Annotated in this window: 17 protein-coding genes; all 17 read left to right on the top strand. The window is 43.1% G+C overall.

The window, feature by feature from the left end:
- Positions 1-57: 57 nt before the first annotated feature.
- Positions 58-1,881 carry a DUF2207 domain-containing protein gene (locus IIC38_00085; GenBank protein ID MCH8124360.1) on the top strand — a complete coding sequence of 608 codons (1,824 nt, stop codon included), beginning with the start codon at positions 58-60 and terminating at the stop codon, positions 1,879-1,881.
- Between the two features lie 1,192 nt (positions 1,882-3,073).
- The gene (locus tag IIC38_00080) at positions 3,074-4,372 is read left to right on the top strand and encodes a TolC family protein (GenBank protein MCH8124359.1); all 1,299 of its coding nucleotides are present in this window, start codon (positions 3,074-3,076) and stop codon (positions 4,370-4,372) included.
- A 23-nt stretch (positions 4,373-4,395) separates the two neighbouring features.
- The gene (locus IIC38_00075; protein ID MCH8124358.1) at positions 4,396-5,916 is read left to right on the top strand and encodes an efflux RND transporter periplasmic adaptor subunit; all 1,521 of its coding nucleotides are present in this window, start codon (positions 4,396-4,398) and stop codon (positions 5,914-5,916) included.
- A gap of 295 nt (positions 5,917-6,211) precedes the next feature.
- Positions 6,212-9,361: an efflux RND transporter permease subunit gene (locus tag IIC38_00070; GenBank protein MCH8124357.1), complete on the top strand. Its 3,150-nt coding sequence runs from the start codon at positions 6,212-6,214 to the stop codon at positions 9,359-9,361.
- Between the two features lie 179 nt (positions 9,362-9,540).
- Entirely contained in the window at positions 9,541-9,927 is a 387-nt protein-coding gene (locus IIC38_00065; GenBank protein MCH8124356.1) for a DUF302 domain-containing protein, read from the top strand.
- A gap of 48 nt (positions 9,928-9,975) precedes the next feature.
- On the top strand, positions 9,976-12,429 hold the full coding sequence (locus tag IIC38_00060) for a heavy metal translocating P-type ATPase (GenBank protein ID MCH8124355.1): 2,454 nt from the start codon (positions 9,976-9,978) through the stop codon (positions 12,427-12,429).
- A gap of 446 nt (positions 12,430-12,875) precedes the next feature.
- On the top strand, positions 12,876-13,310 hold the full coding sequence (locus IIC38_00055) for a DedA family protein (GenBank protein ID MCH8124354.1): 435 nt from the start codon (positions 12,876-12,878) through the stop codon (positions 13,308-13,310).
- Positions 13,311-13,379: 69 nt separating this feature from the next.
- The gene (locus IIC38_00050; GenBank protein MCH8124353.1) at positions 13,380-13,853 is read left to right on the top strand and encodes a nuclear transport factor 2 family protein; all 474 of its coding nucleotides are present in this window, start codon (positions 13,380-13,382) and stop codon (positions 13,851-13,853) included.
- A 130-nt stretch (positions 13,854-13,983) separates the two neighbouring features.
- Positions 13,984-15,054, top strand: coding sequence for a DUF2231 domain-containing protein (locus IIC38_00045; GenBank protein ID MCH8124352.1), 1,071 nt, complete (start codon positions 13,984-13,986; stop codon positions 15,052-15,054).
- Between the two features lie 302 nt (positions 15,055-15,356).
- The gene (locus IIC38_00040) at positions 15,357-15,779 is read left to right on the top strand and encodes a hypothetical protein (GenBank protein ID MCH8124351.1); all 423 of its coding nucleotides are present in this window, start codon (positions 15,357-15,359) and stop codon (positions 15,777-15,779) included.
- Between the two features lie 223 nt (positions 15,780-16,002).
- Positions 16,003-17,283, top strand: coding sequence for a TolC family protein (locus tag IIC38_00035; GenBank protein ID MCH8124350.1), 1,281 nt, complete (start codon positions 16,003-16,005; stop codon positions 17,281-17,283).
- A gap of 44 nt (positions 17,284-17,327) precedes the next feature.
- Positions 17,328-18,359: an efflux RND transporter periplasmic adaptor subunit gene (locus tag IIC38_00030; GenBank protein MCH8124349.1), complete on the top strand. Its 1,032-nt coding sequence runs from the start codon at positions 17,328-17,330 to the stop codon at positions 18,357-18,359.
- A gap of 44 nt (positions 18,360-18,403) precedes the next feature.
- Positions 18,404-21,520, top strand: a complete 3,117-nt coding sequence (locus IIC38_00025) for an efflux RND transporter permease subunit (protein MCH8124348.1) — start codon at positions 18,404-18,406, stop codon at positions 21,518-21,520.
- Positions 21,521-21,693: 173 nt separating this feature from the next.
- Positions 21,694-22,338, top strand: a complete 645-nt coding sequence (locus tag IIC38_00020) for a hypothetical protein (GenBank protein ID MCH8124347.1) — start codon at positions 21,694-21,696, stop codon at positions 22,336-22,338.
- A 588-nt stretch (positions 22,339-22,926) separates the two neighbouring features.
- Positions 22,927-23,583, top strand: a complete 657-nt coding sequence (locus tag IIC38_00015) for a class I SAM-dependent methyltransferase (GenBank protein ID MCH8124346.1) — start codon at positions 22,927-22,929, stop codon at positions 23,581-23,583.
- A gap of 112 nt (positions 23,584-23,695) precedes the next feature.
- Complete coding sequence (locus tag IIC38_00010) at positions 23,696-24,484, top strand: fused MFS/spermidine synthase (GenBank protein ID MCH8124345.1); 789 nt, start codon at positions 23,696-23,698, stop codon at positions 24,482-24,484.
- 332 nt (positions 24,485-24,816) lie between these two features.
- On the top strand, positions 24,817-25,317 hold a 501-nt coding region (locus tag IIC38_00005; GenBank protein ID MCH8124344.1), incomplete at its 3' end, for an exo-alpha-sialidase.

The following is a 25,317-nucleotide window of genomic DNA, read 5'->3' as shown; positions in this document are numbered from 1 at the left end:
AAACCCTATTTATTTGGGTAACATCGCAAGTTTTATTTAAAGCAAGGAGCTACAACAATGAGACGAATTTCAATTATTTGCATGACCATTTTTCTATTAGCTTTATTGAATGTTTTATCCCTATATGCCAAATCTTACAAAATTATCAAAATTGAAATTATTGCCACGGTAAACCTGGATGGCAGCATCGATATTCAGGAATTCAGGACTTATAAGTTCAAAGGTAGATTTCGCTGGGCTGATTATCGAAAGTCTGTCAAAGGTTTTGATTCAATTGAGAATTTTGTATTAAGGGATGAAAACTTTATTTACCACAGTAGTTCAGGTAAAGAAAAGGGAACCTACCAGGTTAGTTATAGCAATGATGAATTTTATGTGAAGTGGTTTTATAGCGCAAGAAATGAAAGCAAGACTTTTATCCTTTCCTACAAGCTTACAAACATTCTGAATATTTATCCGGATGTCGCTGAACTCAATTACCAATTTGTCGGCGGTGAGTGGGATCACGGAACCAGGGAAGTCAATGTAATCGTAAAATTGCCATATGGCGCTGCACTGGATGAAGTGCGAGCCTGGGCGCACGGTCCGTTATGGGGAAATGTAACAATAATGGATGAAACCACAATCCACCTGGATATTGTGGATCTGCCAAGATATAGATTCTGGGAAGGCAGGATTTTATTCCCTGCACGATTAGTTTCAAATTTACCGTTATCGGCATCGACGAGTATGTTGGACAATATCATCGCGGAAGAGACCCGATGGGCCCGGGAAGCCAATGAAGCAAGGATCAGGGCTCAACAGGAATTGGCAGAAAGAAATAAGCGCTGGAAAACAGGTGCAATCGTATTGTCAGTTTTAGCAATAGCAGGTTTTCTAATTTGGCTGCCAATCTTCAATCAACATGGCCGACCTTACCCTTCGAAATTTCGCAGCCAATATTATTCCGATATTCCCAATGACTTGCCTCCTGCACTTATGGGATATTTTGTCAAGTATCGATCTGTTACAGGCAGTGCAATGGTTGCCACTCTTTTTGATTTAGCCAGGAGAGGTTTTCTTAAGATTTCGGAAGAGAAGGTCAGCGTCAATTCGATCTTTGGTAAAAAAGAAAAAACGGAATTCTCGATAAAATTAGAAAAGGATCATCTGGAAGAGAAATTTGGAGACCTGCAACCATTTGAAAATAAACTCATCGATTATCTATTTGAGGAGTTATCAAAGGATGGCCATTCAATTTCAATGAAAGAAATAGCAAAATCCAGAAGTAAGACGACAAAATGGTTTTCCAAATGGAGAAAAGAAATTGCAGACCTGGCAAAAGAAAAGGGGTTTTACGATTTAGACAGTAGACGAAAAATGATGAAAGGTTTGATCCCATCCCTAGGTCTTATTCTGGTAGGGTTTGTGTCCATACCTATTACGGGTCCCGGCGCAATTATCCCATGTGTGGTAGGCTTGGTATTGTTTATTATCACAGTAGCCACTTACCGGATTTCAAGGGAATACATTGACCAATATGCGCAATGGAAAGCTTTAGGGCGATACCTGCGCAGGTACAAATTTACCCAAACAGATCGAAGCGAAATAACCACGATGATGGATCGTTATTTGATTTACGGCATGATTCTTGGATTAACGTCCAAGCGAATTAAACAACTGATTAACCTGGTACCTGACAAAATGCACAGCACCATTTTCCCATGGTACATCTATCATGGTGAGTACTCGGGTGACAGCTTTGGAACAGCATTTGGGACTGCAGTTTCTTCTATGGTTACCGTGGCAAGCAGCAGCTTTAGTTCAGCCACAGGAACCGGTGGCGGTGCATCAGCCGGTGGGGGCGGAGGCGCCGGTGGGGGTGGTGGAGGGGCAGGTTAAGGAATATCAGATGCTGGATGCTGTATGACAGGTACCGGATACCAGAACTCACACCCGCTCCACCCAGATGTCGGATGCCGGATGCCGGATGCCGGATTCAAAATATAGACTTTTAACGATAGACGATAGACAACGGACGATAGTAGTAGAGTATAAATGATATTATCCGGCATCTGGATCTGGTATCCGTCTTTTAAGCCTCAGGATCTAAGAAACTCCTAATTTTATATGAATTTTTTCACGAAACACTCCTAAATCCCTCTCTCAACAGGCTGTTGCAAAATGTATCCAAAAATGACATTTCGCCAGATATGTGTATTCTACAACAGCCTCTCAACAGGGGACTTTGAAGTAGTTTACAAATTAAATATTTTGAGGACAAGTTAGTCTCAAATTTATACTGAATGCTACCCTATAAAACAAAATAAGTAAATATTGATGCTGTCTTATTAACATAACCCTCTCATCAAAGCTATCCAACCAAAAATATTTTGGTGGCATATCCTGGATATCTTTAAGACCCCCGGGCTTTATTTTTCATCAATCTCTTATTTTCAAACACAAAGTAAATTCAAAAACTTAAAATCATTTGAAAATCCGTTTTTCACACAATAGATTGAAACAATGAAATAATAAAGACAACTTTTCTGTTCAAACTAAATTAAGAATGCCAAAACAAAACCAAAAATCTCTCAATTGTAAATTAATTGCAGCCTTTTTAATCGCAACTAATCTACTCTTCTTTATTCCATTAAATTGCTTTGCAGGTTTCTTAAATTTCCAAACAGCAAAAAGTCATAGTTGCTGTGCCCAGCAATCTGAATGTCATAAAGAATGTTGCAATATTGAGTCAAAAAGCGCCCAGGATCAACAACTTCCTATTCAGAAAGCTGTAATTAAGACATTCAATCAAAAGCTAATTATTTGTCTTCACAATGATCCACAATTAACTTCTCATAACCCAAATATTCTCAATTTTCGTTATGATCAGCATTTCTTGAATTTTTTAACTGAAGATCACCTTTTCCTCTACTTCTGCTCCTTTTTGAATTGAAACTCTCCCCGGGGTGTACTACATCCTTTTTTATCTGATTTTTTTCAAAACATAAATTTATCGTGACCATGCACATATTGTTTGTGTGGTTACTCATCTCATTATTTTAGTTAATGAAGTTAAATCGAAGGAGAAAAAATGCTTCGAGTTTATTTCTATTTATTTTTGATTTCAGGGATTTGGATTCCCTGGCAAATTAGTGCCCAGGGAAAAACGGGTGCAAGTGACTTGAAAACCAAGGCCCCGGTATCCTTAAACTATTTGATTCAAGAGGCTGCACAGAACAATCCTGCCATTCAAGCAGCTGAGAAACGCTACTTGGCTTTTCTCAATATTCCGAGCCAGGTCTCTACCCTGCCAGATCCAATGTTAAGTTATACCAGGTGGATAGAGAATGTGGAAACACGAGTTGGACCGCAAGAAAATGTATTCATGCTGACACAGCGCATTCCGTTTCCAGGCAAACTTGGTCTTAAAGGTGAGATTGCCAACCAGGATGCTGAAGCGGCCCAATATCACCTGAGTGCAGTTCGCCGTGATGTGATTTTCAAAGTAAAGACTACTTATTTCAATCTTTACAAAGTTGACCGTTCAAAACAAATACTCGACCAATATCTTGATCTACTCCGTGATTTCGCCCAGGTAGCTACAACAAGATACAGTACCGGACAAGGCATCCAGGCGCAAGTACTAAAAGCCCATGTGGAAATTTCAAACATCATCGTTAAACAACTCAACTTTGATAAAATGCGAACAGGCGTGGTAACAAGAATGAATGCCTTGTTGGATCAACCAGTGAATGCGCCCATTGGACTCGTTGTGGTGATCGATTCATGCAGGATTCAACTCAATGAAAATCAATTATTGCAGCGGGCTCTTGCACAGCGCCAAGAACTGCTTGCCAATCAATCGATGATCCGAAAGGCTGAGTTCGCCAAAAGATTGGCGAAAAAAAATTACTACCCGGATTTCAATATTCAAGCCACTTACATTACAATTCCTAAGGTAAACAATTCATTTTCGGATTCAGGTAAAGATCCTTTCGGTATCTTGGTTGGTATTAACCTGCCTATATGGTTAGGCGGTAGAAAAGCTGGTGTGAACCAGGCCGAAGAGAATATCCTGGCACAGAATTTAAGCTATGAGAACTTGATGAATCATGTTCAAGCTGAGGTTGCAGACCTAATTTTTCAAATAAAAACACTGGCAGAAATTTTGGATTTGTACGAACAGGGTTTACTTACGCAAGCGGAGAGCAGTTTGCAATCAGCCATTGCTGCGTACCAAACCGGCAAACTGGATTTTCTCAATTTACTGGATGCAGAACGTATGCTTCTACAACTTCGATTGGCATATACCAATGAACAAGCCAACTATTGCAAACAAGTGGCAGCGCTTGAACGTGCGGTTGGCGGTGATTTTGCAATGGGAAAATGACAATCAAATTAATGGAGTACAGAATGAAAAATAAATCAAACTTATCAGTAAGGGCATTAACCTTTCTTTCCATTCCACTTCTTTTCGGGTTAATTGTAAGCTTATCCAGTTGTGGTTCAGAGGAAAAAACCACAGAAATGGCAGCGATGGAACATCAGGAAGAGAGCCAGTTATGGACATGCGGAATGCATCCGGAAGTTCTGTTGCATGAACCCGGTCAATGTCCTATATGCAAGATGGATCTTGTTCCGGTAAGGATTACTTCTGGGGAATCTGAAATTCAAGATACACAATCGAAAGGTGAGCGCAAAGTATTGTATTGGCAAGCTCCCATGGATCCAACTGAAATATACGACGAGTCAGGGAAATCGAAGATGGGAATGGACTTGATCCCAGTCTATGAAGACCAGACAACTCTTGGCGCTGGTGGTTATATAAAAATTGACCCGGTAACTGTACAAAACATGGGTGTTCGAACCACCATGGTTGAACGCGGAGATTTTACCCGTTCCATCCGAACGGTGGGAAAGATCCAGTACAATGAAGAAAAACTATATATTGTAACCACCAAAATTTCCGGTTGGATCGAAAAGCTATTTGTGAATTACGTAGGAGAGATGGTTCGTAAAGGAGAGCCTCTCCTCGAAATTTATTCACCGGAGCTAGTGATCACCCAGCAAGAATTCTTGTTGGCTCTTGAGAACCGGAAGAAACTAGCCAAGAGCACTTTTGATTCGATTACAAGAAACTCGGAGTCACTTTTTGAATCAAGCCGACAACGTCTTCTCTACTGGGATGTTCCTAAATCAGAAATTGATCGATTAGAAAAGACCGGCGAAGTAAAGAAAACAATCAGGCTGGAATCGCCGGCAAGTGGAATGGTGGTGCAAAAGAATGCTGTTGAAGGCCTTCATGTTAAGGCGGGTACAAATTTATATGAAATTGCAGATTTGTCCAGTATCTGGGTTCACGCAAGTATTTATGACTATGAATTGCCATGGATTCGGGAAGGGGCGGAAGCAAAAATGGAGCTTTCTTACCTGCCTGGAAAGATTTTCCATGGTAGAGTCGCTTATATCTACCCATATCTTCGCGAGAAATCACGGACTGCTCATGTCCGCCTTGATTTTTCCAATCCGGTTCTGGAGCTAAAGATTGGTATGTATGCGAATATAGAAATCCAGACTCCTACCATAAAAGATGCTGTAATCATACCATCCGAAGCGGTCATACGGTCTGGCACTCGAAATGTGATTTTTGTTGTTCGGGGTGAAGGAAAATTTGAACCACGGCAGGTAAAACTAGGAGAAGAAGGAGATAACGGAAAAATCCGCGTGATCTCCGGCCTCATTGGAAATGAAGAAGTTGTTATTTCAGCGCAGTTTCTACTTGACAGTGAAAGCCGCTTACAAGAAGTTATTCAAAAATTGTTAGCTGAGAAACAGAAAAAAACACAGCCAATGGATACGCAAGATAGCGCAACAAAAGAAAAGAAAGAGATGGAAAACATGCAGAACATGGAATCGAAAGAACATAATCACTGAAACAGCTATTCTATCGCTGATTACTGTGTGAAAACTATTTTAACCACGAAGTTTAATGGAATCATCACATAATTTAAAAAGTCCGACACATGTCATCCCGTCGTGTGACTGGATCTTTGTTAAAAAACAACACCTTACACAAACCATAACAAGATTTCCTTCGACTTCACTCAGGACGCAGCCTATGGAATGACATGCGTTCTTTTAGAATCGTAATAAAAATTATTCCCATTTTCACACAGTCTCTCGAAGAAATGGAATCTTTCAGTACAATGGACACACGGAGAAATCTAACATGATAGAACGAATCATAGAAGCTTCAGTAAAAAATCGTTTTTTAGTTATTATTTTCACAATAATGATCGCTCTCGGCGGTATTTATAAATTGCTCAACACGCCAGTGGACGCAATACCGGATTTAAGCGACGTCCAGGTAATCATTCTTACGGAATATCCAGGACAGGCGCCGCAGTTGGTGGAAGACCAGGTGACCTATCCACTTACCAGCGCTATGTTGGCGGTGCCTTTTGCCAAGGCTGTACGGGGGTATTCTTTCTTTGGCCTTTCATTTGTCTATATCATATTTGAGGATGGCACTGATCTATACTGGGCGCGCAGCCGGGTTTTAGAATATTTGAATTTCGTTTCCAGCCGTCTACCACAGGGAGTAAATCCAACACTTGGACCCGATGCAACCGGCGTAGGTTGGATCTATGAATACGTGTTGGATGGCGGCAACCAGTATGATCTGCAGCAGCTGCGTTCGATCCAGGACTGGTATCTGCGTTATGAATTGATGAGCGTACCGGGAGTTGCTGAAGTAGCAAGTATCGGCGGCTATGTAAAACAATACCAGGTCGAAGTCGATCCCAACAAACTCGCAGCATATAATATTTCTATCAGCAAAGTTCGAATGGCGATCAAGAGCAGTAATAACGATGTTGGCGGCCGCCTTGTCGAATTCGGGGAAACAGAATTTATGGTGCGCGGACTGGGATATATTAAGTCTATACAGGATTTGGAAAATATTCCATTGGGCGTGGATAATCATGGCACCCCGATACTCATCAAAAACATTGCCAATGTTTCCATTGGTCCGGAATTAAGGCGCGGCTTAGCAGATTGGAATGGCGAGGGGGAAGTTGTCGGCGGCATCATCGTAATGCGGTTTGGCGGAAATGCATTGGCAACCATTGATCTTGTAAAAGAAAAAATGGAAGAATTAAAGAAAGGTCTGCCGCCCGGAGTTACCATCAAAGCAGCATATGATCGATCTGTGTTGATCAATAAAGCAATCGATAACCTTACTCGCAAACTGATCGAGGAAATTATTATCGTCGCCCTGGTATGTATCATCTTTCTGTTACATTTCCGCAGCGCTTTTGTAGCCATATTTACACTGCCAATGGGAATTTTGATCGCTTTTATTATAATGTCCTACCAGGGTATTACTGCAAACATCATGTCTCTTGGCGGAATTGCCATAGCCATCGGTGTTATGGTTGATGCGGCAATCGTGATGATCGAGAATGCGCATAAACATATCGAAAGAGACGGCGGCAAGAAAGATCATTGGCTTATTATCATCGATGCCGCTAAGGAAGTTGGGCCGGCGCTGTTTTATTCTTTGTTGATCATAACACTTTCCTTTCTGCCAGTCTTTACTTTACAGGCCCAGGAGGGAAGGTTATTTAGCCCCCTTGCATTCACAAAAACCTACGCTATGGCGGCGTCTGCCTTGTTAGCTATCACCGTTGTACCGGTATTAATGGGTTTTTGGATCAAAGGCCGGATCAAACCAGAGGACGTCAACCCCATCAATCGGTTTCTCATACGAATCTACCGACCTTTGATCAATTTCGTGTTACGCTTCAAGTGGTCGACGATTATTGTCGCAATTGTAGTCATGGTTGTTTCGATTTTACCATTCCAGCGAATCGGATCGGAATTCATGCCGCCGCTAAATGAAGGAGACTTGCTCTACATGCCCACTACAGATCCAGGTATCAGCATTACCAAGGCAAAAGAGCTTTTGCAGCAGACAGATAAAATCATCAAAAGCTTTCCGGAAGTGCACCATGTCTTTGGTAAAATCGGACGCGCCGAGACCGCCACAGATCCAGCGCCGCTCTCGATGATCGAAACAACTATTACGCTGAAGCCGGAGAATGAGTGGCGAGAGGGAATGACGATTGAAAAACTGATCGAAGAACTGGACCAATCCATCCAGTTTCCTGGATTAACAAACGCATGGACCATGCCGATCAAGACACGAATCGATATGCTGGCAACGGGGATCAAGACGCCGGTGGGTATTAAGCTTATGGGTTCGGATCTTAAAGTATTGTCAGATCTGGCGCAAAGGGTGGCTACCGTAGTAAAAAATGTCCCCGGAACGCTCAGCGTTTTTGCCGACAAGACTGTGGGCGGAAATTACCTGGATTTTACCATTAATCGGGAGGAAGCTGCAAGATATGGCCTAACAGTAGGTGCAATTCAGGATGTGATAATGTCGGCCATTGGCGGCATGAATGTGACGTGGACGGTTGAAGGTCTGGAGCGTTACCCGGTAAATGTGCGCTACAGCCGGGAGTTGAGAGATAATCTGGATGATCTGCGCCGGGTGCTTATTGCCACACCCACAGGCGCCCAGATCCCAATCAATTACGTTGCAGACATTGAATTCAAGAAAGGTCCGTCGGTAATCAAAAGTGAGAACGCCCGACGTACCGCCTGGCTGTATATTGATATTCGCGATATTGATGTGGGAACTTATGTGAAAAATGCTAAAATTGTCGTGGAAGAAGAGGTAGATTTCCCTGAAGGCTACAGCCTGGTTTGGAGCGGACAATATGAATACATGGTGCGAGCTCAACAGCGCTTACGTATCGTACTCCCTGTAACCCTGTTGATTATTTTTTTGCTGCTTTATCTCAACTTTAAAAATATACAAGAAAGCTTTATTGTCATGTTGTCGCTGCCGTTTTCTCTCGTCGGTGGTATTTGGTTTATATATCTGCTCGACTATAACCTGAGCGTTGCTGTTGGAGTTGGATTTATAGCGCTTGCCGGCCTCTCGGCGGAAATTGGCATTATCATGCTAACCTACCTGGATCATGCTTACAATGACCGGAAAGGCAAATTGCATTCCCTTCAAGATCTTAAAGAAGTCATACTGAAGGCAACTGCTATGCGAATTCGGCCAATTGTTATGACTGTTTCAACAACCATTCTTGGGTTGCTACCAATCATGTGGGGCCATGGCGCCGGTTCCCAGGTGATGAAACGAATCGCCGCCCCTATGGTTGGAGGGCTATTTTCTACGACAATATTATGTTTATTAGTAATTCCTACTATTTATTTTTTGTGGCGAAGTCGCGGATTAAACAAAAATATTGAAGATCAAATCGATCAGGCAGATTCTGCTGTTTTGAAGTCAAGTTAAAGAGTACAATAGAGAGAGTTGTTTTTTGATACAAAATACTTTTGATCACGTTTGTTATCCGTCATTCCTCTACAGATAAGTATCAAGTTTTTTAGTTTCATTGATGATTCAATGTTGCCTTTGGTTATATTTTACAAAAGATACAAATTAAGCCAAAACGAAAATAAGGAGAACAAAAAATGAGTTACTATTTTTCAAAAACAGTGAATCAGAGCTTCGATGAAGCAATAGAAAATGTTACAGCTGCCTTACAAGAAAAGGGTTTCGGGATTCTCACAGAGATTGACGTTACGGAGACCTTAAAAAAGAAGCTGGATGTGGACTTCTACAAATACCGCATATTAGGCGCCTGCAACCCACAGTTTGCCTACGAAGCGCTTCAGATAGAAAATAAAATCGGCACCATGCTTCCCTGTAACGTAATCGTACAGGAGTTTGAAGATGGCAAAGTCGATGTTACTGCTATCGATCCAATGGCTTCTATGCAGGCGGTGGAAAATTCTAAATTAGGTGAGATCGTAGAAGAGGTTCGAGATTTATTGAAATCTATAATTGCGAATCTATAAGAGCATCACACAGGATTAGGACAAAAAGCCATAATTTTAAGTTAACAAATGCAATTCTTAAAAGTTAAAACATTAGATCCGGTTTGCGGCATGGAAGTTTCTCCCGCATCCGCCGCAGGTTTCATTCCTTACCAAGGTGAATCCATCTATTTTTGCTCTCAAAACTGCCTGGAAAAATTCAAATCGGATCCGGAAGCATTCACCACAACCAAAGTTGAGCAACATGAACAGGTGGAGCATGAACATCATCAAGACACTCAAAAAGCAATGAAAGGCGTCACTTATACCTGCCCTATGGATCCTGAGGTGGAACAGAATGAACCCGGATCTTGTCCAAAATGTGGCATGTCCCTCGAACCCGCAATACCCGTAACACAGCAAACTAGAATAGGATATACGTGCCCCATGCACCCGGAGGTGGTACAATCCAAGCCCGGCATCTGTCCGATTTGCGGGATGGCTTTAGAACTCAAAACCGTGGTTTTGGATGAAGAGGAAAATCCGGAGCTAAAGGATATGAGCCGACGATTCTGGGCAAGCTTTGGGCTTTCGATCCCCGTGCTTTTTCTGGCTATGTCCGAAGTGATACCTGGCAAGCCGGTGCAAAACGCATTCTCTGCAAACCTTCTAATTTGGATTCAATTCATATTAGCATCGCCGGTGGTCCTCTGGGGAGGCTGGCCTTTTTTTCAACGCGGTTGGGCTTCTGTTGTTAATTTTAGTCTTAATATGTTTACCCTAATCGCAATTGGTACTGGAGTAGCCTACATCTATAGCGTGGTAGCAACGCTATTCCCGGCTATCTTCCCTGCCGCTTTCCGCGGCGCTGAAGGGGAAGTAGCGGTCTATTTTGAAGCGGCTGCTGTAATCACAACACTGGTTCTTCTCGGCCAGGTTTTGGAATTGAAGGCCAGAAGCCGTACCAACAGTGCAATAAAAGCCTTGCTGGGGCTGGCGCCCAATACTGCGAGAATTGTTCGGGATAACGGTGTTGAAGAGGACATTCCCCTGGAGCATGTTCAACGCGGCGACAAACTGCGCGTTCGGCCCGGTGAGAAAATTCCGGTTGATGGGATTGTAGTCGATGGAACCAGTTCCGTTGATGAATCCATGGTAACCGGTGAATCCATTCCAGTGCAAAAGGAATCCGGACAGAATGTGATTGGTGGGACGGTCAACGGGACAGGGAGCTTCGTGATGGAAGCACAACGAATCGGTAATGATACCCTATTGGCACAAATCGTGCATATGGTCAGTGAAGCGCAACGAAGCCGCGCCCCCATTCAGGGCTTAGCAGATAAGGTTGCTTCATACTTCGTGCCGGCAGTAGTAATTATTAGTGTCCTAACTGCAATTATATGGTCATTATTGGGCCCGGAACCGCGTATGGCTTACGCCCTGGTAAACGCAGTTGCTGTATTAATAATTGCCTGCCCTTGCGCATTGGGCCTGGCAACGCCAATGTCCATCATGGTTGGCACTGGGCGAGGTGCAATGGCAGGCGTCCTCATCAAAAATGCGGAAGTTTTGGAGACTATGGAAAAGGTGGACACTCTGGTAGTGGATAAAACCGGCACGCTTACTGAAGGAAAGCCAAAGCTTACCAGCATTGAAAGCTTGCAAGACTATGGAGATGATGAGGTCTTACGATTGGCAGCTTGCCTGGAACTAGCGAGCGAACATCCATTAGCCGAAGCAATTGTAACCGGCGCACGGAAACGAGGTCAAGAATTGAAACCGGTTGAAAATTTCGATTCCATCACCGGCAAAGGCGTTATCGGTACTATCGATGGCCGAAGTGTCGCTGTGGGTAATCGCAGACTTTTTGAAGAAATGGAAATCCAACTTGGCGATTTGACCGACAGGGCTGAGGAAATGCGTCGAAAAGGTGAAACCGTCATGTTCGTGGCAATCGATAACAAACCGGCCGGCTTGTTGGGTGTTTCGGATCCGATAAAACCATCCACACCGGAGGCAATTCAGTTATTACGCAAAGAGGGAATTAAAATCGTCATGTTGACAGGCGACAATCGTACGACTGCAGAATTTGTGGCAAAAACTCTGGGAATTGATGAAGTCGAAGCTGAAGTGCTTCCGCAAATGAAAAATGAAACGGTTAAACAACTGCAATCCGAAGGACGAATTGTTGCAATGGCTGGTGATGGTATTAATGATGCGCCAGCACTAGCCCAGGCACATGTGGGCATTGCCATGGGGTCTGGCACAGATGTAGCTATCGAAAGCGCTGGATTAACTCTCGTGAAGGGCGATCTGAGAGGAATCGCAAGGGCTCGGCGACTCAGTCGCGGAACGATGCGCAACATTCGTCAAAATCTCTTTTGGGCATTTATTTATAACTCTTTGGGTGTGCCCCTTGCAGCCGGTATTCTCTATCCGTTCTTCGGAATATTACTTAGCCCGATGATTGCTGCAGCAGCCATGAGTTTTAGCTCTATTTCCGTAATCGTCAATGCACTGAGACTTAGAAAATTGGTATTATAATTAAAAAGCTCATAACGCAGAGTGCACAAAGCACGCGGAATTTTCGATTTAGTCAACTAAGGAGAACACGTTACCTTGTTTGTTTTCTCTGTACTTTAAGCCGGCAACATCGTGTTTTTTTAGCAAAGTTTTGGTTGGCCAAGATAATACACACAGATCAACAAACAAATACGGCTTTTAAATAAAAACAATAATTTAGCCACGGATTCGCGCGGATAAAACACGGATTTAATAAATGGAGCTTTAAATTTCACTATTTGAACCTAAAACATTTCCACCAATTTCAAATTGAATGTAATGATTTTTATTTTTTTATTCTAAACGGATTTTATCCGTGTCAATCAGTGTAAATCCGTGGCTAAATAATTTGGTTGCGGCCCAAGGCTGCGCTGTGATCTCGGCGGTCTCTGCGCTTATTAATTCAAACAAAGCATTAACATACAGCCATGACCGAATACATCTTCAACTTTGGTTACATTGGATTATTATTATTCAGCTTTATGGCCGCTACAATAATTCCCGTAAGTTCCGAGACTGCAGTTGCAAGCGCACTTGCTTTGGATATGCAGCCAGTGCCAGTGTTGCTGTTTGCAACTATCGGCAATTGTTCGGCAGTTCTTTTTAATTATTGGCTGGGTTACAAAGGCGAAGAGAAATTTCTACAGCGTCACTTACAAAAAAAGGCCGTTGCCAAAGCCTATTCCATTACCAAACGCTGGGGAAAATGGGCATTGTTATTATCTTGGCTGCCGGTGATTGGCGACCCAATTACAATTTTGGCTGGCGTCATAAAAATCAATTTAGGCTTATTTATTGGGGTTAGTTTTACTTTACGTTTTATGAGGTATGTTTTTATTCTTGGGCTGTTTGAAATTTTTTAAACTTCTTTATATTTTTTTTTATACATGCGCTCAAATTTAACAAATCATATTTTATTTGAAAGGAAAAAAATGAGACTAAAAAATTGGTTATTTGTACTCATCATTTTGGCGTTTTCATCGGCTCCGGTTATTTCTAACCAATCTTTCTCCGATGAAGCAGAGGCAGTTAAACAGACTCTGGTCAATTATGCCGCAGCCGTCCAAAGTAAGAATATGAGCGAAATAGAGAAATATGTAGTTACTACAGATGCCTTTACAATATTTGAAGGGAGCCATATCAATTGGGGTTGGCAAGATTACCGCGATAATCATATCGGCCCGGAACTCAAACAATTTCTGGAAATAAAATACAGTTTCAGTGATATTAAAGTCAAAGTGTACGGAAACGCAGCTTATGCTATTTTCGAAACATCAATTGCGGTGAAAATGGAAACTCGAAATTTCGATGGTGAAAACCTGGCGACAGCAATATTAATTAAAATGAATGAAAATTGGAAAATTCAACATATGCACACATCAAGAATTCCAAAGAAGAAACCCTGACTAATATTGATTGCAAAGCTGAGAGTGCAGAGGTCGCCAGGAAACTAAAGAAAGTCAAAACACTCTATATTCTCTGTTAACCCTGTTGTTAAATAAATCATAAATTTTGTCAATTAACTCTGGAGTATTTATGCCAACATTACCGGATTGGGCGCCAAATATTCATCCCATGTTGGTTCATTTTCCGTTAGCCCTGTTGTTCACTGCTGTTCTTTTTGATCTGCTTGGCGTTTTATTTAAAAAGCAAGTCCGGCTGAGAGAAATTGCCGATTTTCTATTTGTGGTTGGCGCGATCAGCGCTGTTTTCACTTACTTTAGCGGCAAACAGGCAAGTGACATCGTTACGCTGCCAGCGTTAGCAAACCCGACCTTAAATGAACATTCGGATTTGGCATTGTGGACGATGTTGTATTTCGGGATTTATGCGATCGCCAGGACATTTCTAATCCTTAAGAAATTGCATACAAAAAAAATAGTTTCATGGATTTTATTGCTTAGTGGCGCTTCAGGCCTATATTTGTTATTTGAAACTGGCGAGCATGGCGCGGAATTGGTTTTTAAGTATGGCGTAGGGGTGCAAGCCTTGCAATCCAATGAGGCGGCTAAAGATGAAATAGCAAGCGAAGAAGTTGAGGCACAAAAATTGGACTTCTCCGAAAACGGCTCATGGAGTTGGCATCCCGGCCCGGGCGCTAAAAAAGTTCTTGCAGAGCAATTCCACTGGTTAACCGGCGCTTTTGAAAATTTAAGTGCAGAAGTTATTTCCGATTCAATTCGAGGGGATTTTCTTTCACTCAGGCCAACCGGACAACCTCTTTTATTTGTCGCCGGAGATTCACTCGAAAGCGTTCAGGTGGATATGTTGTTAAACGTAGACGATTTTTCCGGATCGATAATGCTGCTGCATCATGTTCAGGACGACTCTAATTATGATTTTTTCTCTTTACAAAATGGAATTGTCCAACTTGGCAGGGTCAGTGCTGGAAAGACTAAGGTTTTTGATAAAGGGAAAACAGAAGCAAATGGCTGGATTTCTCTTCGGGTAGTTGGTGACGGACGACATTTTCGCGGCTATATCAACAATAAAGAACGGGTCACCCATGGCCATGCAAATGCCCTACCGCCAGGCCGTGTTGGGATAAGAGTGCATGGGATTGGCACACTATTCTTGGGTAAAATGAGTGTCCAATCTTTACTCTGAACCACGATCTCTTTTAAAGCGAAATTGGATACACGACTTATAGAAGGTAACATGAAACGAAACTACTCAAACAACGATATCGATTGAGTTTCTGTTATGGTTTGCCGTGACTTTGCCACTGCGGTTAAAAGACTGGCTATCGTCCGTATTGGCATTATAGAGAAATTCTTTCAGGCCAAAAGTAAAACTATACGACAATATCTCGAAATTTGGAATTTATGAAGTGAAGGTTAGCTTGATTTTTTCTAACAGAATGATTAACTTCAGCCTACAAAATAGTGGTTAGCAAATAACTATAGATTATGCAAAAAACCCGCTCAAAATTAATTTTCTTTTTTTTAGTTTTTATATTATTGCTAAGTTCCCAAGCTTGTCTGCTTGAGCAAGGCATTGCTTTAGCAATGGAGTTAACCCCTCAAGATCATCATAGCACTGAACATAATGAGCATGAAAATGGAACACCACCGCATAATCATGATGACCAACGGCAGGAAGCAGATATTTGCTGTAATACGATCTTAACTTTGTTTGTCAGAAGTTCTTATTTGCCCACTCTCATACAAACTGAGCATTTTCTTTCATCAAGTGTGGTTTCGAAAGGTGGGTTAGAAACAATAGAATCAACCCCAAATTTCCATTTCAATGGTCTTTTTAAAATAATTCGATTACGTACAAGGGACAAGTACGCCCTCTCCTACCTAATACATGCACCTCCCCTAGTTTAGATATCTCTCATTCGCATTTTTCTGTTGCCGGTTCAGTAGTTTATACAAGTGCATGCTTTGTATTTGTTAGAATTTTGTAAGTTAGTTTATATCTGGCGACCAAGGTTAAATGCTACATCTATAAAAATTTTCGATAAAAAAACTTTTTACAAGAACAATTTACGGGCGGAACATTTCGGACTCGTCAACAAAAGGAGATGAGATTAAAAATTTGAGGAAGAAAATGAAAATAAAAAGCACGATCCTTTGGAAATTATTTTTGACTCTATTGTTACCACTTTACATTCCTGCACAGGCACAGGAAAGATTAGGTACAGTTGGTAATGTAAGTCAGCTTTCAGTTAAGCAGGTTATCGCTCTAGCTGTTAAAAATAACCTGGAGTTGAAAACCTTACGAGAAGGTCTGGGGATTGCTTTAGGACAGTTAACCGGGGCCAAGATATTTCCTAGCAATCCAGAACTTGAGATCACCTATTTTAATGCGAATCCATCGGAACGTGTCGGAAAAACTTCGGAGTATTCCTTGAGTGTGTCGCAAGAATTTGAGATTGGTGGTCAACGAGGACACCGTAAACAGGTAGCACAATCCACAATTGAGAAGGTCGAGGCGGAGATAGGTCGGGCACAATGGATGTTAGTGGGAGATGTCCGCGAGACTTTCTACCAGGTTCTCCTGCAACAAGAGAAATTGGATCTGGCACATCGGGTGATTTCACTTACCGAAGATCTGGTAAACCGAACAAGTGACAAATTTAATGCCGGGTACGCTCCGCAATTTGAGGTAAACTTCGCCAAACTTGAGCTACAAAGAACTCTCCGTGAGAAGGCCAGGGTGATAAACCAACTCAAGATCGCAAAGTATAGATTAAACAACTTAATGGGGCGCCCCTGGGAGACTGAGTTCACGTCTTCAGAAGAATTGGCCTACCAGCCTGTTGAGGTGGATGTAGCAAGATTGAAAGCCTATGCTGTAATAAATCGGCGTGATCTGAAGTCCCTGCAATTCGAGCAGGAGGCGGCGCAGAGCGAGATCAATTTGGCGCGTTCTCTGAAAATTCCCAACCTGAGATTTTCAGTTTTATATAATAAGGAGTTTGACAAAAACAATTTTGGCGCGATGATTTCCCTCCCTATCAAGCTATTCAACAGGAACCAGGGCGATATTGCAATGTCTTTAGCTAGCGAAAGAACAGCCGAAGCAAGATATTCTTTTCTGAAATTTCTGATTGAAAAGGAGGTTGCCTCAGCTTATTCCGAAGTGCTCCTGGCCTCTAAAGAGGTGCAGCTTCTGGAAGAAGGTATGCTGGAAACGGCTGAACAAAATATGGATTTGGTTCAAGAAGCCTACCAGCGGGGAGAGGCGGAAATTATCGAGGTCATCACAGCCCAGAGGAATTTGGTTGATATTCAGACAGCCTATCTGGAAGCCCTGTATAGTTTCAACCTGGCGGTCGTCAACCTGGATAAAGTCCTTGGTGGGAATCTGGTTGATATTCGAGAATAGATTGAAAGTACATTTTAGCATAATTTTTAATGGAGGTCAATACGATGACAGAAACTTTTGAAAATCCGGAGAAAGCTCGTATGCCTGTTTGGGCCCTTATTTTGGTGCCTGTTTTGCTGGCTGCTGCATTTTATATGGGTATGAAAGTCGGCGCTGGCAGTAACCCGGCTCAAAGTAACGGGGATAATTCGGCGAATCTGGAAGCCCATGACGCAGTAGATCCCGGTACCATAAGCTTAACGGAACAGGCAAAAATTAATATCGGTCTTGAGATTGTTGTGGCCGATTTGCGAAATATAGAGCAAGTTGTTCGCGTACCTGGCACCGTACGGCCACATCCCAATCGTGTGGCCTTTGTGAACACACGCATCGAGGGCCGGGTCGAAAACTTACTGGCCAATATGGGAGATCGAGTAACCAAGGGCCAGGTGTTAGCCGAAGTACAGAGTCGCCGCTACGGCAATCCCATTCCCCTGGTATCCATTTCAGCCCCGATATCCGGCACAATCGTGCAGCGCAAGGTTTCCATGGGAGCTTCCGTAGATCCTTCTACTCCGCTTTTTGAGATCATGGATCTTGCAATGGTTATCGTGGAAGGTGAGGTGTTTGAGGACTATGTGCCTTTATTAAATATGGGGCAGCGGGTGCGCATCCATCTAAATGCTTATCCGGATGAGATATTTGAAGGTAAAATCATTTTTATTAGTTCAGTCCTCGATCCGGATATACGGGCAGCTCAGATATGGGTGCATGTGGACAATAAGCATGGCAAGCTCAAGCCCGAGATGTTTGGCGAAGTGACCATCGTGGTGGGATCCAATCCCGAAGCTATTGCGGTGCCGGTGGATGCGGTGATTGAGGTCGGCCCTGATAAGTTTGTTTTTGTAGAGAACGGTGAAATTTACCAGAAAGTGGATGTGGTGACTGGATTTCGTGATGATTTGTACGTGGAGATTATAGATGGACTGTTTCCCGGAGATGCGGTCGTAACCCAGGGTAACCACCAGCTTTTAGCTGTGGTTACAAGGCCTCAAGCGGGCGGGGTACAAGATGAGAGTAAGCCCCACGCCCACTAAGATATGTTTGTTAAATTCGATTGAACGAAAGGAGACACATAAAAATGTGGTCTAAAATCATATCCTTTTCATTAAAAAACAAAATGCTGATCCTCGCCAGTGCATTTACCGTGTTGATCCTGGGATACCAGGTGTTTCAAGAGTTGCCCATTGATGTCTACCCGGATATCAACGACCCTAGGGTGACCATCCTGACCGAGGCACCGGGTTTTGCCCCGGAGGAGGTAGAGACTCTGGTCACTTTTCCTCTGGAGAGCGCATTCAACGGTGTTCCTTTAGTAAATCGGGTGCGTTCCTCTTCCGGTGTTGGGATATCTGTAATATTTGTGGAATTCGAGTGGGGCACCGACATCTATCGCGCCCGCCAGATGGTTACCGAGAGACTGCAGATGGTAGTTCCTACACTGCCCGACGGAGTGGAGGCGCCCTTTATGGCTCCTATTATCTCCCGTCTCGGTGAAATAGTTGAATATGCCATGGTGGATGAAAGCGGCAAACTCTCCTCCCTGGAGCTGCGAGATATTGCGGATTGGATCGTGCAATTTCGCCTGAAAGCCGCCGGTGGCATCGCAAATGTAATTAATCAGGGAGGGTTCGTCAAGCAGTACCAGGTGCTGGTGCACCCGGGACGCCTCTTGGCCTATGATTTAAGTCTGTCGGATGTGCGTGAAGCCCTGGAGAAGGATAACCTGAACACACCCGGCGGCTTTTTCTTGAACCGTCGGGAGGAATTTCTAATTCGAGGACTGGGACGGGTTCGAACCGTGACCGATATTGAAAATATTGTCATCGATACCCGGGACAACGGTGTTCCCATTCTCATCAAGGATGTAGCTGATGTGAGGATTCACGGTCCCATCGCCCGCCGGGGTTCAGGATCTTTGAATGGCGTTGAGACGGTACTTGGTAAGGTGATCAAGCAGCCGAATACTAATACTTTTAAGCTAACGAAGAAAATAAAAGATGTCTTCGAGGAATTGGAGCTCTCGCTTCCCGAGGGTGTCAAGATAAAATCTGAATATGTGCAAGCAGATTTGATAGAGCGAGCCGTGAATACGGTCAAGGATGCCCTCATGGAGGGCGCTGTACTGGTTACTCTAATTTTGGTGATCTTCTTATTCAATATCCGGACTTCAATCGTTTCCTTAACCGCCATTCCGCTGTCTCTCATTTTAGCGGTGATTGTACTTTACTGGCAAGGACTTACATTGAACACCATGACCCTGGCCGGACTGGCTATTGCTATCGGCATGGTCGTGGACGACGGCATCATCGATGTGGAGAACATCTTCCGGCGACTGCGGGAGTATTTTGCCAAGCCAACCAAGGAAACCCCTACCGAAGTCGTGCTGAGGGCGTCCAATGAGATTCGGGCCTCCATTGTTTTTGCTACCTTGATTATTGTCCTGGTTTTTATTCCTCTTTTCACCTTGACCGGAATAGAAGGTCGGTTATTTTCCCCCTTGGGTCTGGCAGTAGTGGTAGCCATGGCAGCTTCTCTGTTGGTAGCATTGACGGTAGTCCCGGTATTGTGTGACCTGATGTTAACCCGGGGTAAGCAACTCAAAACCAAAGAAAGCCCTGTAGTCCGTTGGGTTAAGGCTGCCTACAGACCCATTTTGAATTTTATGATGAAGTGGAACAAGTTTGTCCTTCTGGGATCAGTTTCCCTAATCATGATTGCACTTCTTCTGATTCCATTTATGGGTAGAGAGTTTCTCCCTATTTTGGATGAAGGCACTTTTGTCGTTAATTCGATATCACCTCCGGGTACCTCCCTGGAAGAGTCTCAGCGGATTGGTTATCTAATGGAGGAAGCGCTTCATACGATCCCAGAAGTAACTTCTACAAGCAACCGCATAGGTCGGGCTGAGCAGGATGAGCACGCGGAAGGAGTTTCCTACGGCGAAATGTTGGTAAACGTTCTGCCGGTGGAGGAGCGGGAGAAGAACCGGGAGGAGCTGCTAGCAGACATGCGAGAGATACTGGGGCAGTTTCCAGGTGTGGCAATCAGTATCGGGCAGCCCATCCAGCACCGCATCGACCACCTACTGTCAGGGGTCACGGCACAGGTCGCCATAAAAATCTTTGGCCCTGACCTGAACATTCTACGGCAGAAAGCCCAGGAGGTGGCCAGCGTGGTCAGAGAAGTCCGAGGTGTGGCCGATCTGCAGGTAGAACCGCAAGTACTTATTGATATTCCCCAATTAAAAATTGAAATAAACCGAAAGGAAGCCGCTCGGTACGGGCTGGCGGTGCAAGATATTTCCCATTTTATAGAAACGGCTTTCAATGGTGAAGTGGTGAGCCAGGTGGTTCTTGGACAAAGGCAGTATGATTTGGTAGTGATGATAGACGATGAGAATCGCAACAAGATAGATCGGCTTGAGAACCTGAGGATTTCCACGCCAACCGGCCCAAAAGTTCCCCTGAAGCGGGTGGCGGACATCACAATCGGCATGGGACCCAATACCATCAACAGGGAAAACGTCTCCCGCCGCATCGTGGTGCAGTGCAACGTGCAGGACAGAGACCTGGGTAGTTTTGTGGAAGAGGTTCAAGATCGAGTAGCCCAGCAGATATCTTTTCCGGAGGGCTACTTCATCACTTACGGCGGGCAGTTTGAGAGTCAACAGCGCGCGACCCGACTCCTGCTTATTGAAACTGTTTTCGTAATCGCTGCTATATTCATTTTACTGCAGATGAGCATAGGCACCTGGAAATTGGCCGGTCTGGTCGTGTTGAATCTGCCCCTGGCCTTGGTGGGCGGCGTCTTCAGCATCTTTATTTCCGGCGGCGTCTTGAGTGTTTCCTCTTTGGTGGGGTTTATTTTGCTGCTTGGCATCGCTGTCCGAAACGGAATTATATTGGTGACCCATATTAACGATCTTCGTTTTCAAGAAGGCAAAGGGCTGTTGGAGGCCATTCTGGAAGGAGCCGGCGACCGGATCAGCCCGGTTTTGATGACGGCACTGACCACCGGTTTGGGACTCTTACCACTGGCTTTGAGCACTGGTTCCGGGGCTGAGCTGCAAAAACCGCTTGCCATTGTCATCGTGGGTGGCATGGTCACATCAACAATCCTGACCTTACTGGCCTTGCCGGTCTTTTACTATCTGGTGGAAAGAAAAAGTGAACAAAAAAGGTTGGCAGTTGTTTAGCGCTAGTGCGCTAATCTAATGTGGGCGACATGCCTTATATAAAGTAGTGAAAGGAGGTGATACCACGGATGCACACTGAAATGCCATCAGTATCGGCATTTCACAAACGCACCATGATGGAAGTGGTTTTTGAAACTGTTTATTTGTAACCTTAAAAAGAAGGAGAATTAAAAATGAAAACAACAACAACTTTAGCTGTGGGCTCTTTAATTTTTGTGAGTCTGGCATTGTTCTCAGGCAAGGCCTGGGCACAGCATGCCCATGAGTCTCCTCATGGCGGCCAGGTACGCTCTATGGGAGATCATCATGTTGAGTTCCTGGTCGTAGAGGGAGAAAATAACAAAGGCAACATCGTCGTTTACCTTCTGGACGCAAATCTCAAACCGGTATCAGTCGATAAGGTAGAAGGTGTGGTCTATTTAACCCTACCGGATAAGTCGAAGCAGACTTTGAAGCTAGCTGCTAGCACTGAGGAACTGAAGTCGCATCATGGCGAGGAAGCCGAGCATGAGGAGGAGATGCATAAAGAAGGCAAGGGAGAACATCACGCTGGGGAAGAAGAGCATAAAAAGGAAGGGATGCATAAAGAAGGCGAAGGAAAGCAACACGCTGGAGAAGGAGAGCATGAAAAAGGAAAAATACATGAGGGAGACAAAGAGAAGGTTTCCTATTTCCAGGCCGAGGTGAATTTAAAAGGTGTAGACTCTTTTGATGCTGTGGTGAGTCTAAAAATAGGCGACAAAAGAAATAACCTACGGTTTAAATACGTTAGAGCTGAGCATGAACTCGAGGAGGAAGAAGAACATAAGCATAAATAGTAAAACGTTTTAAGAGAGAACAATTAAGCCATTTCTTGTCTATACGAGTTTAGAACTATACTCAATTGGGATGATAATAGTTAATCTCAATGAATAGTAGTTTTTTTCGGTAAAACGGCGGTGGCTGGTTTCTGTGCGATGAAGACCACTGGTATAATTGGCAGGGTGTCCGAGAACAACCAAACTGTCATCCCCGAGTGCTTTTATCGGGGGTCTATAGGCCTGTGTAACAAGATTCCCGATAAGAGCATTCGGGAATGACAGTATTATAAACCAGTGACATAGTTTATGAATTGATCAGGTTAATAATTAATCATTAATCATTTCTGAGAAAGGATTTTGTAATTTCAAAAAAAGAGCAAATAAGCGAGATAACTGGTAGAACGCTGATCGAAAAAAGATGGTACAATTTATTTTATTAAACTTTCTATGTTTTTTCGCAGCATTTACGATAATCACAGATATTACGCACAATCAACTGCAGGCCAAAGGGTTGTCGGTTTGCAGATAACTTTTCAAGCGAGATCAGTTTGTTGGTAGATAAGAAAAATTAATTTCAAATCAATTATAATAACATCCTATATTTTTATGAAGTCCCCCTCCAGAAATTCAAATTATATCTCTGCCTTAAGATTCAATTGGCTCACTTCGATATATGATCCGCTCATTCGTTGGACAATCCGGGGGGAGAAATTCAAGCGTAAGCTACTTGAGCAAACTAACATTTTACCCGGCCATAAAGTTCTCGATCTCGGCTGTGGTACAGCTACACTCACCCTGAAAATTAAAAACGCTTGTCCTGAAGCTAATGTCTTTGGACTGGATGGTGACCCCAACGTTCTTAAAATCGCCAGTGCCAAAGCTGTGAAAGCAAATATTGCCATTCAGTTAAATCAAGGTATGTCGTTCAACTTACCTTATACAGATAATAAATTTGACACAGTCGTTTCGAGCCTATTTTTTCATCACTTGACGCGAGAGAACAAACTCCGTACTATGGCTGAAATCAAGCGAGTGCTCAAACCTACCGGTGAACTGCATCTGGTGGATTGGGGCAAACCTAAGAATTTCCTGATGCGGGCTGCATTCTACCTGGTACAGATGTTGGATGGTTTTGAAACAACAGCGGATAACGTTGCGGGTTTATTGCCTGAACTGTTACGCGCATCAACTTTTAAAGACGTGCGTGTTACAAATCAGATGACGACGATTGTTGGCACTCTTTCGTATTATCGAGCAGATTAACCTTAGACGCAAATGGCTATCGGTTTACCTAACGATATTAAGTGGCGGTTGTGGAGCTGATATTGAGTTTTTAATATTTTGTTGAGAATTAAATGGCATAGAAATAGGTTCAATGTTTACTAAGATTACTAAAGCTAAAAAAATTTATACGCACTATTCCAAAAATGAAAATATAGAAGTGTGGGAAATAGGAAGACACCGCTGGATGACTTTTGGTAAGGAGGTGCAGTCTATTATTGACTTAGATGAACCCGGTCAGCTTCCAGCGCCATTTAGCCGGGCAATGCTTGCTTCGTTAATGTTTGTTGAGACACCACTGAGTGTTTTATTAATAGGAATGGGCGGCGGTTCTATTGCTCGATATTTTCATAATCGAGATGTCAATATTAAAGGAGACGTAATCGAATGGTCAGCGACCGTTGTAGATATTGCACGTAAATTTTTTGATTTCCCTGATGAGGGTAAAGGCTGGGAGGTCATTAATTCAGATGCCAGAGATTATTTAAAGACTACAAACTGTGAATATGAAATGATTTTAGTTGATATATCTGAGGATAATCGAGCGCCAGCCTGGATATCGAATAGGATTTATCTTATGCATTTCAAGAGGCATCTGGCCCTTAAAGGGGTGGTGGTGTTTAATCTATTAATCTATGATGAAAACACGTTTATGGACTGTTTATGGAATATCCGTCAAGTATTTGAACAGCGAACGGTTTGTCTTACGGCCCCAGGTAGTCAAAACACTATGGTATTTGCTTTTAATGAACACCCTCGATATGGTGATATTGAAAAAATAAAAGCCCGTGTCCCTTATCTGCAACAAAAGTGGGGCTTGCGGTTCGAAGAGTTTCTTGAACGGTTATGTATAGATAATCCAGTTGGAAGCGGGGTGCTTTAACTATTGAGATTCAGGCTGAGGTTAAGATTAAGATTTAGCTCATAAGGTTTTTAGACTAATTTTATTCTTTAGATACAAGTAAGAATACTATCACAACCTTTTCATTTTTTTTATCTCAACCTCAATCAATTTTTTCTTAACCTTAAACTCAATATTATATTAACCTTATTAAATATTAATATCATAGGGTCTTTTCTTACATTCTTTTCGATTTTTTTAATGTCTATGTAAATGGTTTCATCGAGATTTTTCCCAGTCGTAGTGCACTTTAAACTTGACTATAAACCCACATTAAACTATTTTTGAAATTCAATTAAACTTAGGAGAACCAAATGAAGAATTCTAAATTGATGTACTGGCTGCTAATAATCATTATCGGATTATTTTTCGGTTGTGAAAAATCCGCAACCTTTTCAGCCGATCAAATTCAAACAATCGAATCCCCCGCTTTACCTGGCAGCCAGACACCCAATTTGTTCACTGCCAATGATGGCCGAATTTACATGAGTTGGAGTGAAAAGATTGAAAACGGCCACGCATTACGATTTAGTATCCTGGAGGGAAACCAATGGACTAAACCTAAAACAATAGCTGAAGGTGACAACTGGTTTGTCAATTGGGCTGATTTCCCTTCTATTGCTGTTTTGGATGATGGCGTATTAGCCGCCCACTGGCCGGCCAAAAGTGGCAAGGACACCTATGCCTATGATGTAAACATTTCATTCTCAAAAGATGGCGGCGATACCTGGAGCGCGCCTATGATACCTCATCGCGACGGCACTCAAACAGAGCACGGCTTCGTTTCACTGCTGCCATGGCACCAAAATCGCTTA

It is taken from the genome of candidate division KSB1 bacterium (genome assembly GCA_022566355.1).
In the GTDB taxonomy this organism is placed as follows: Bacteria; Zhuqueibacterota; JdFR-76; order JdFR-76; family DREG01; genus JADFJB01.
Note: the sequence above shows the minus strand (reverse complement) of the source record. Positions and strands in the feature narration are given on the sequence as shown.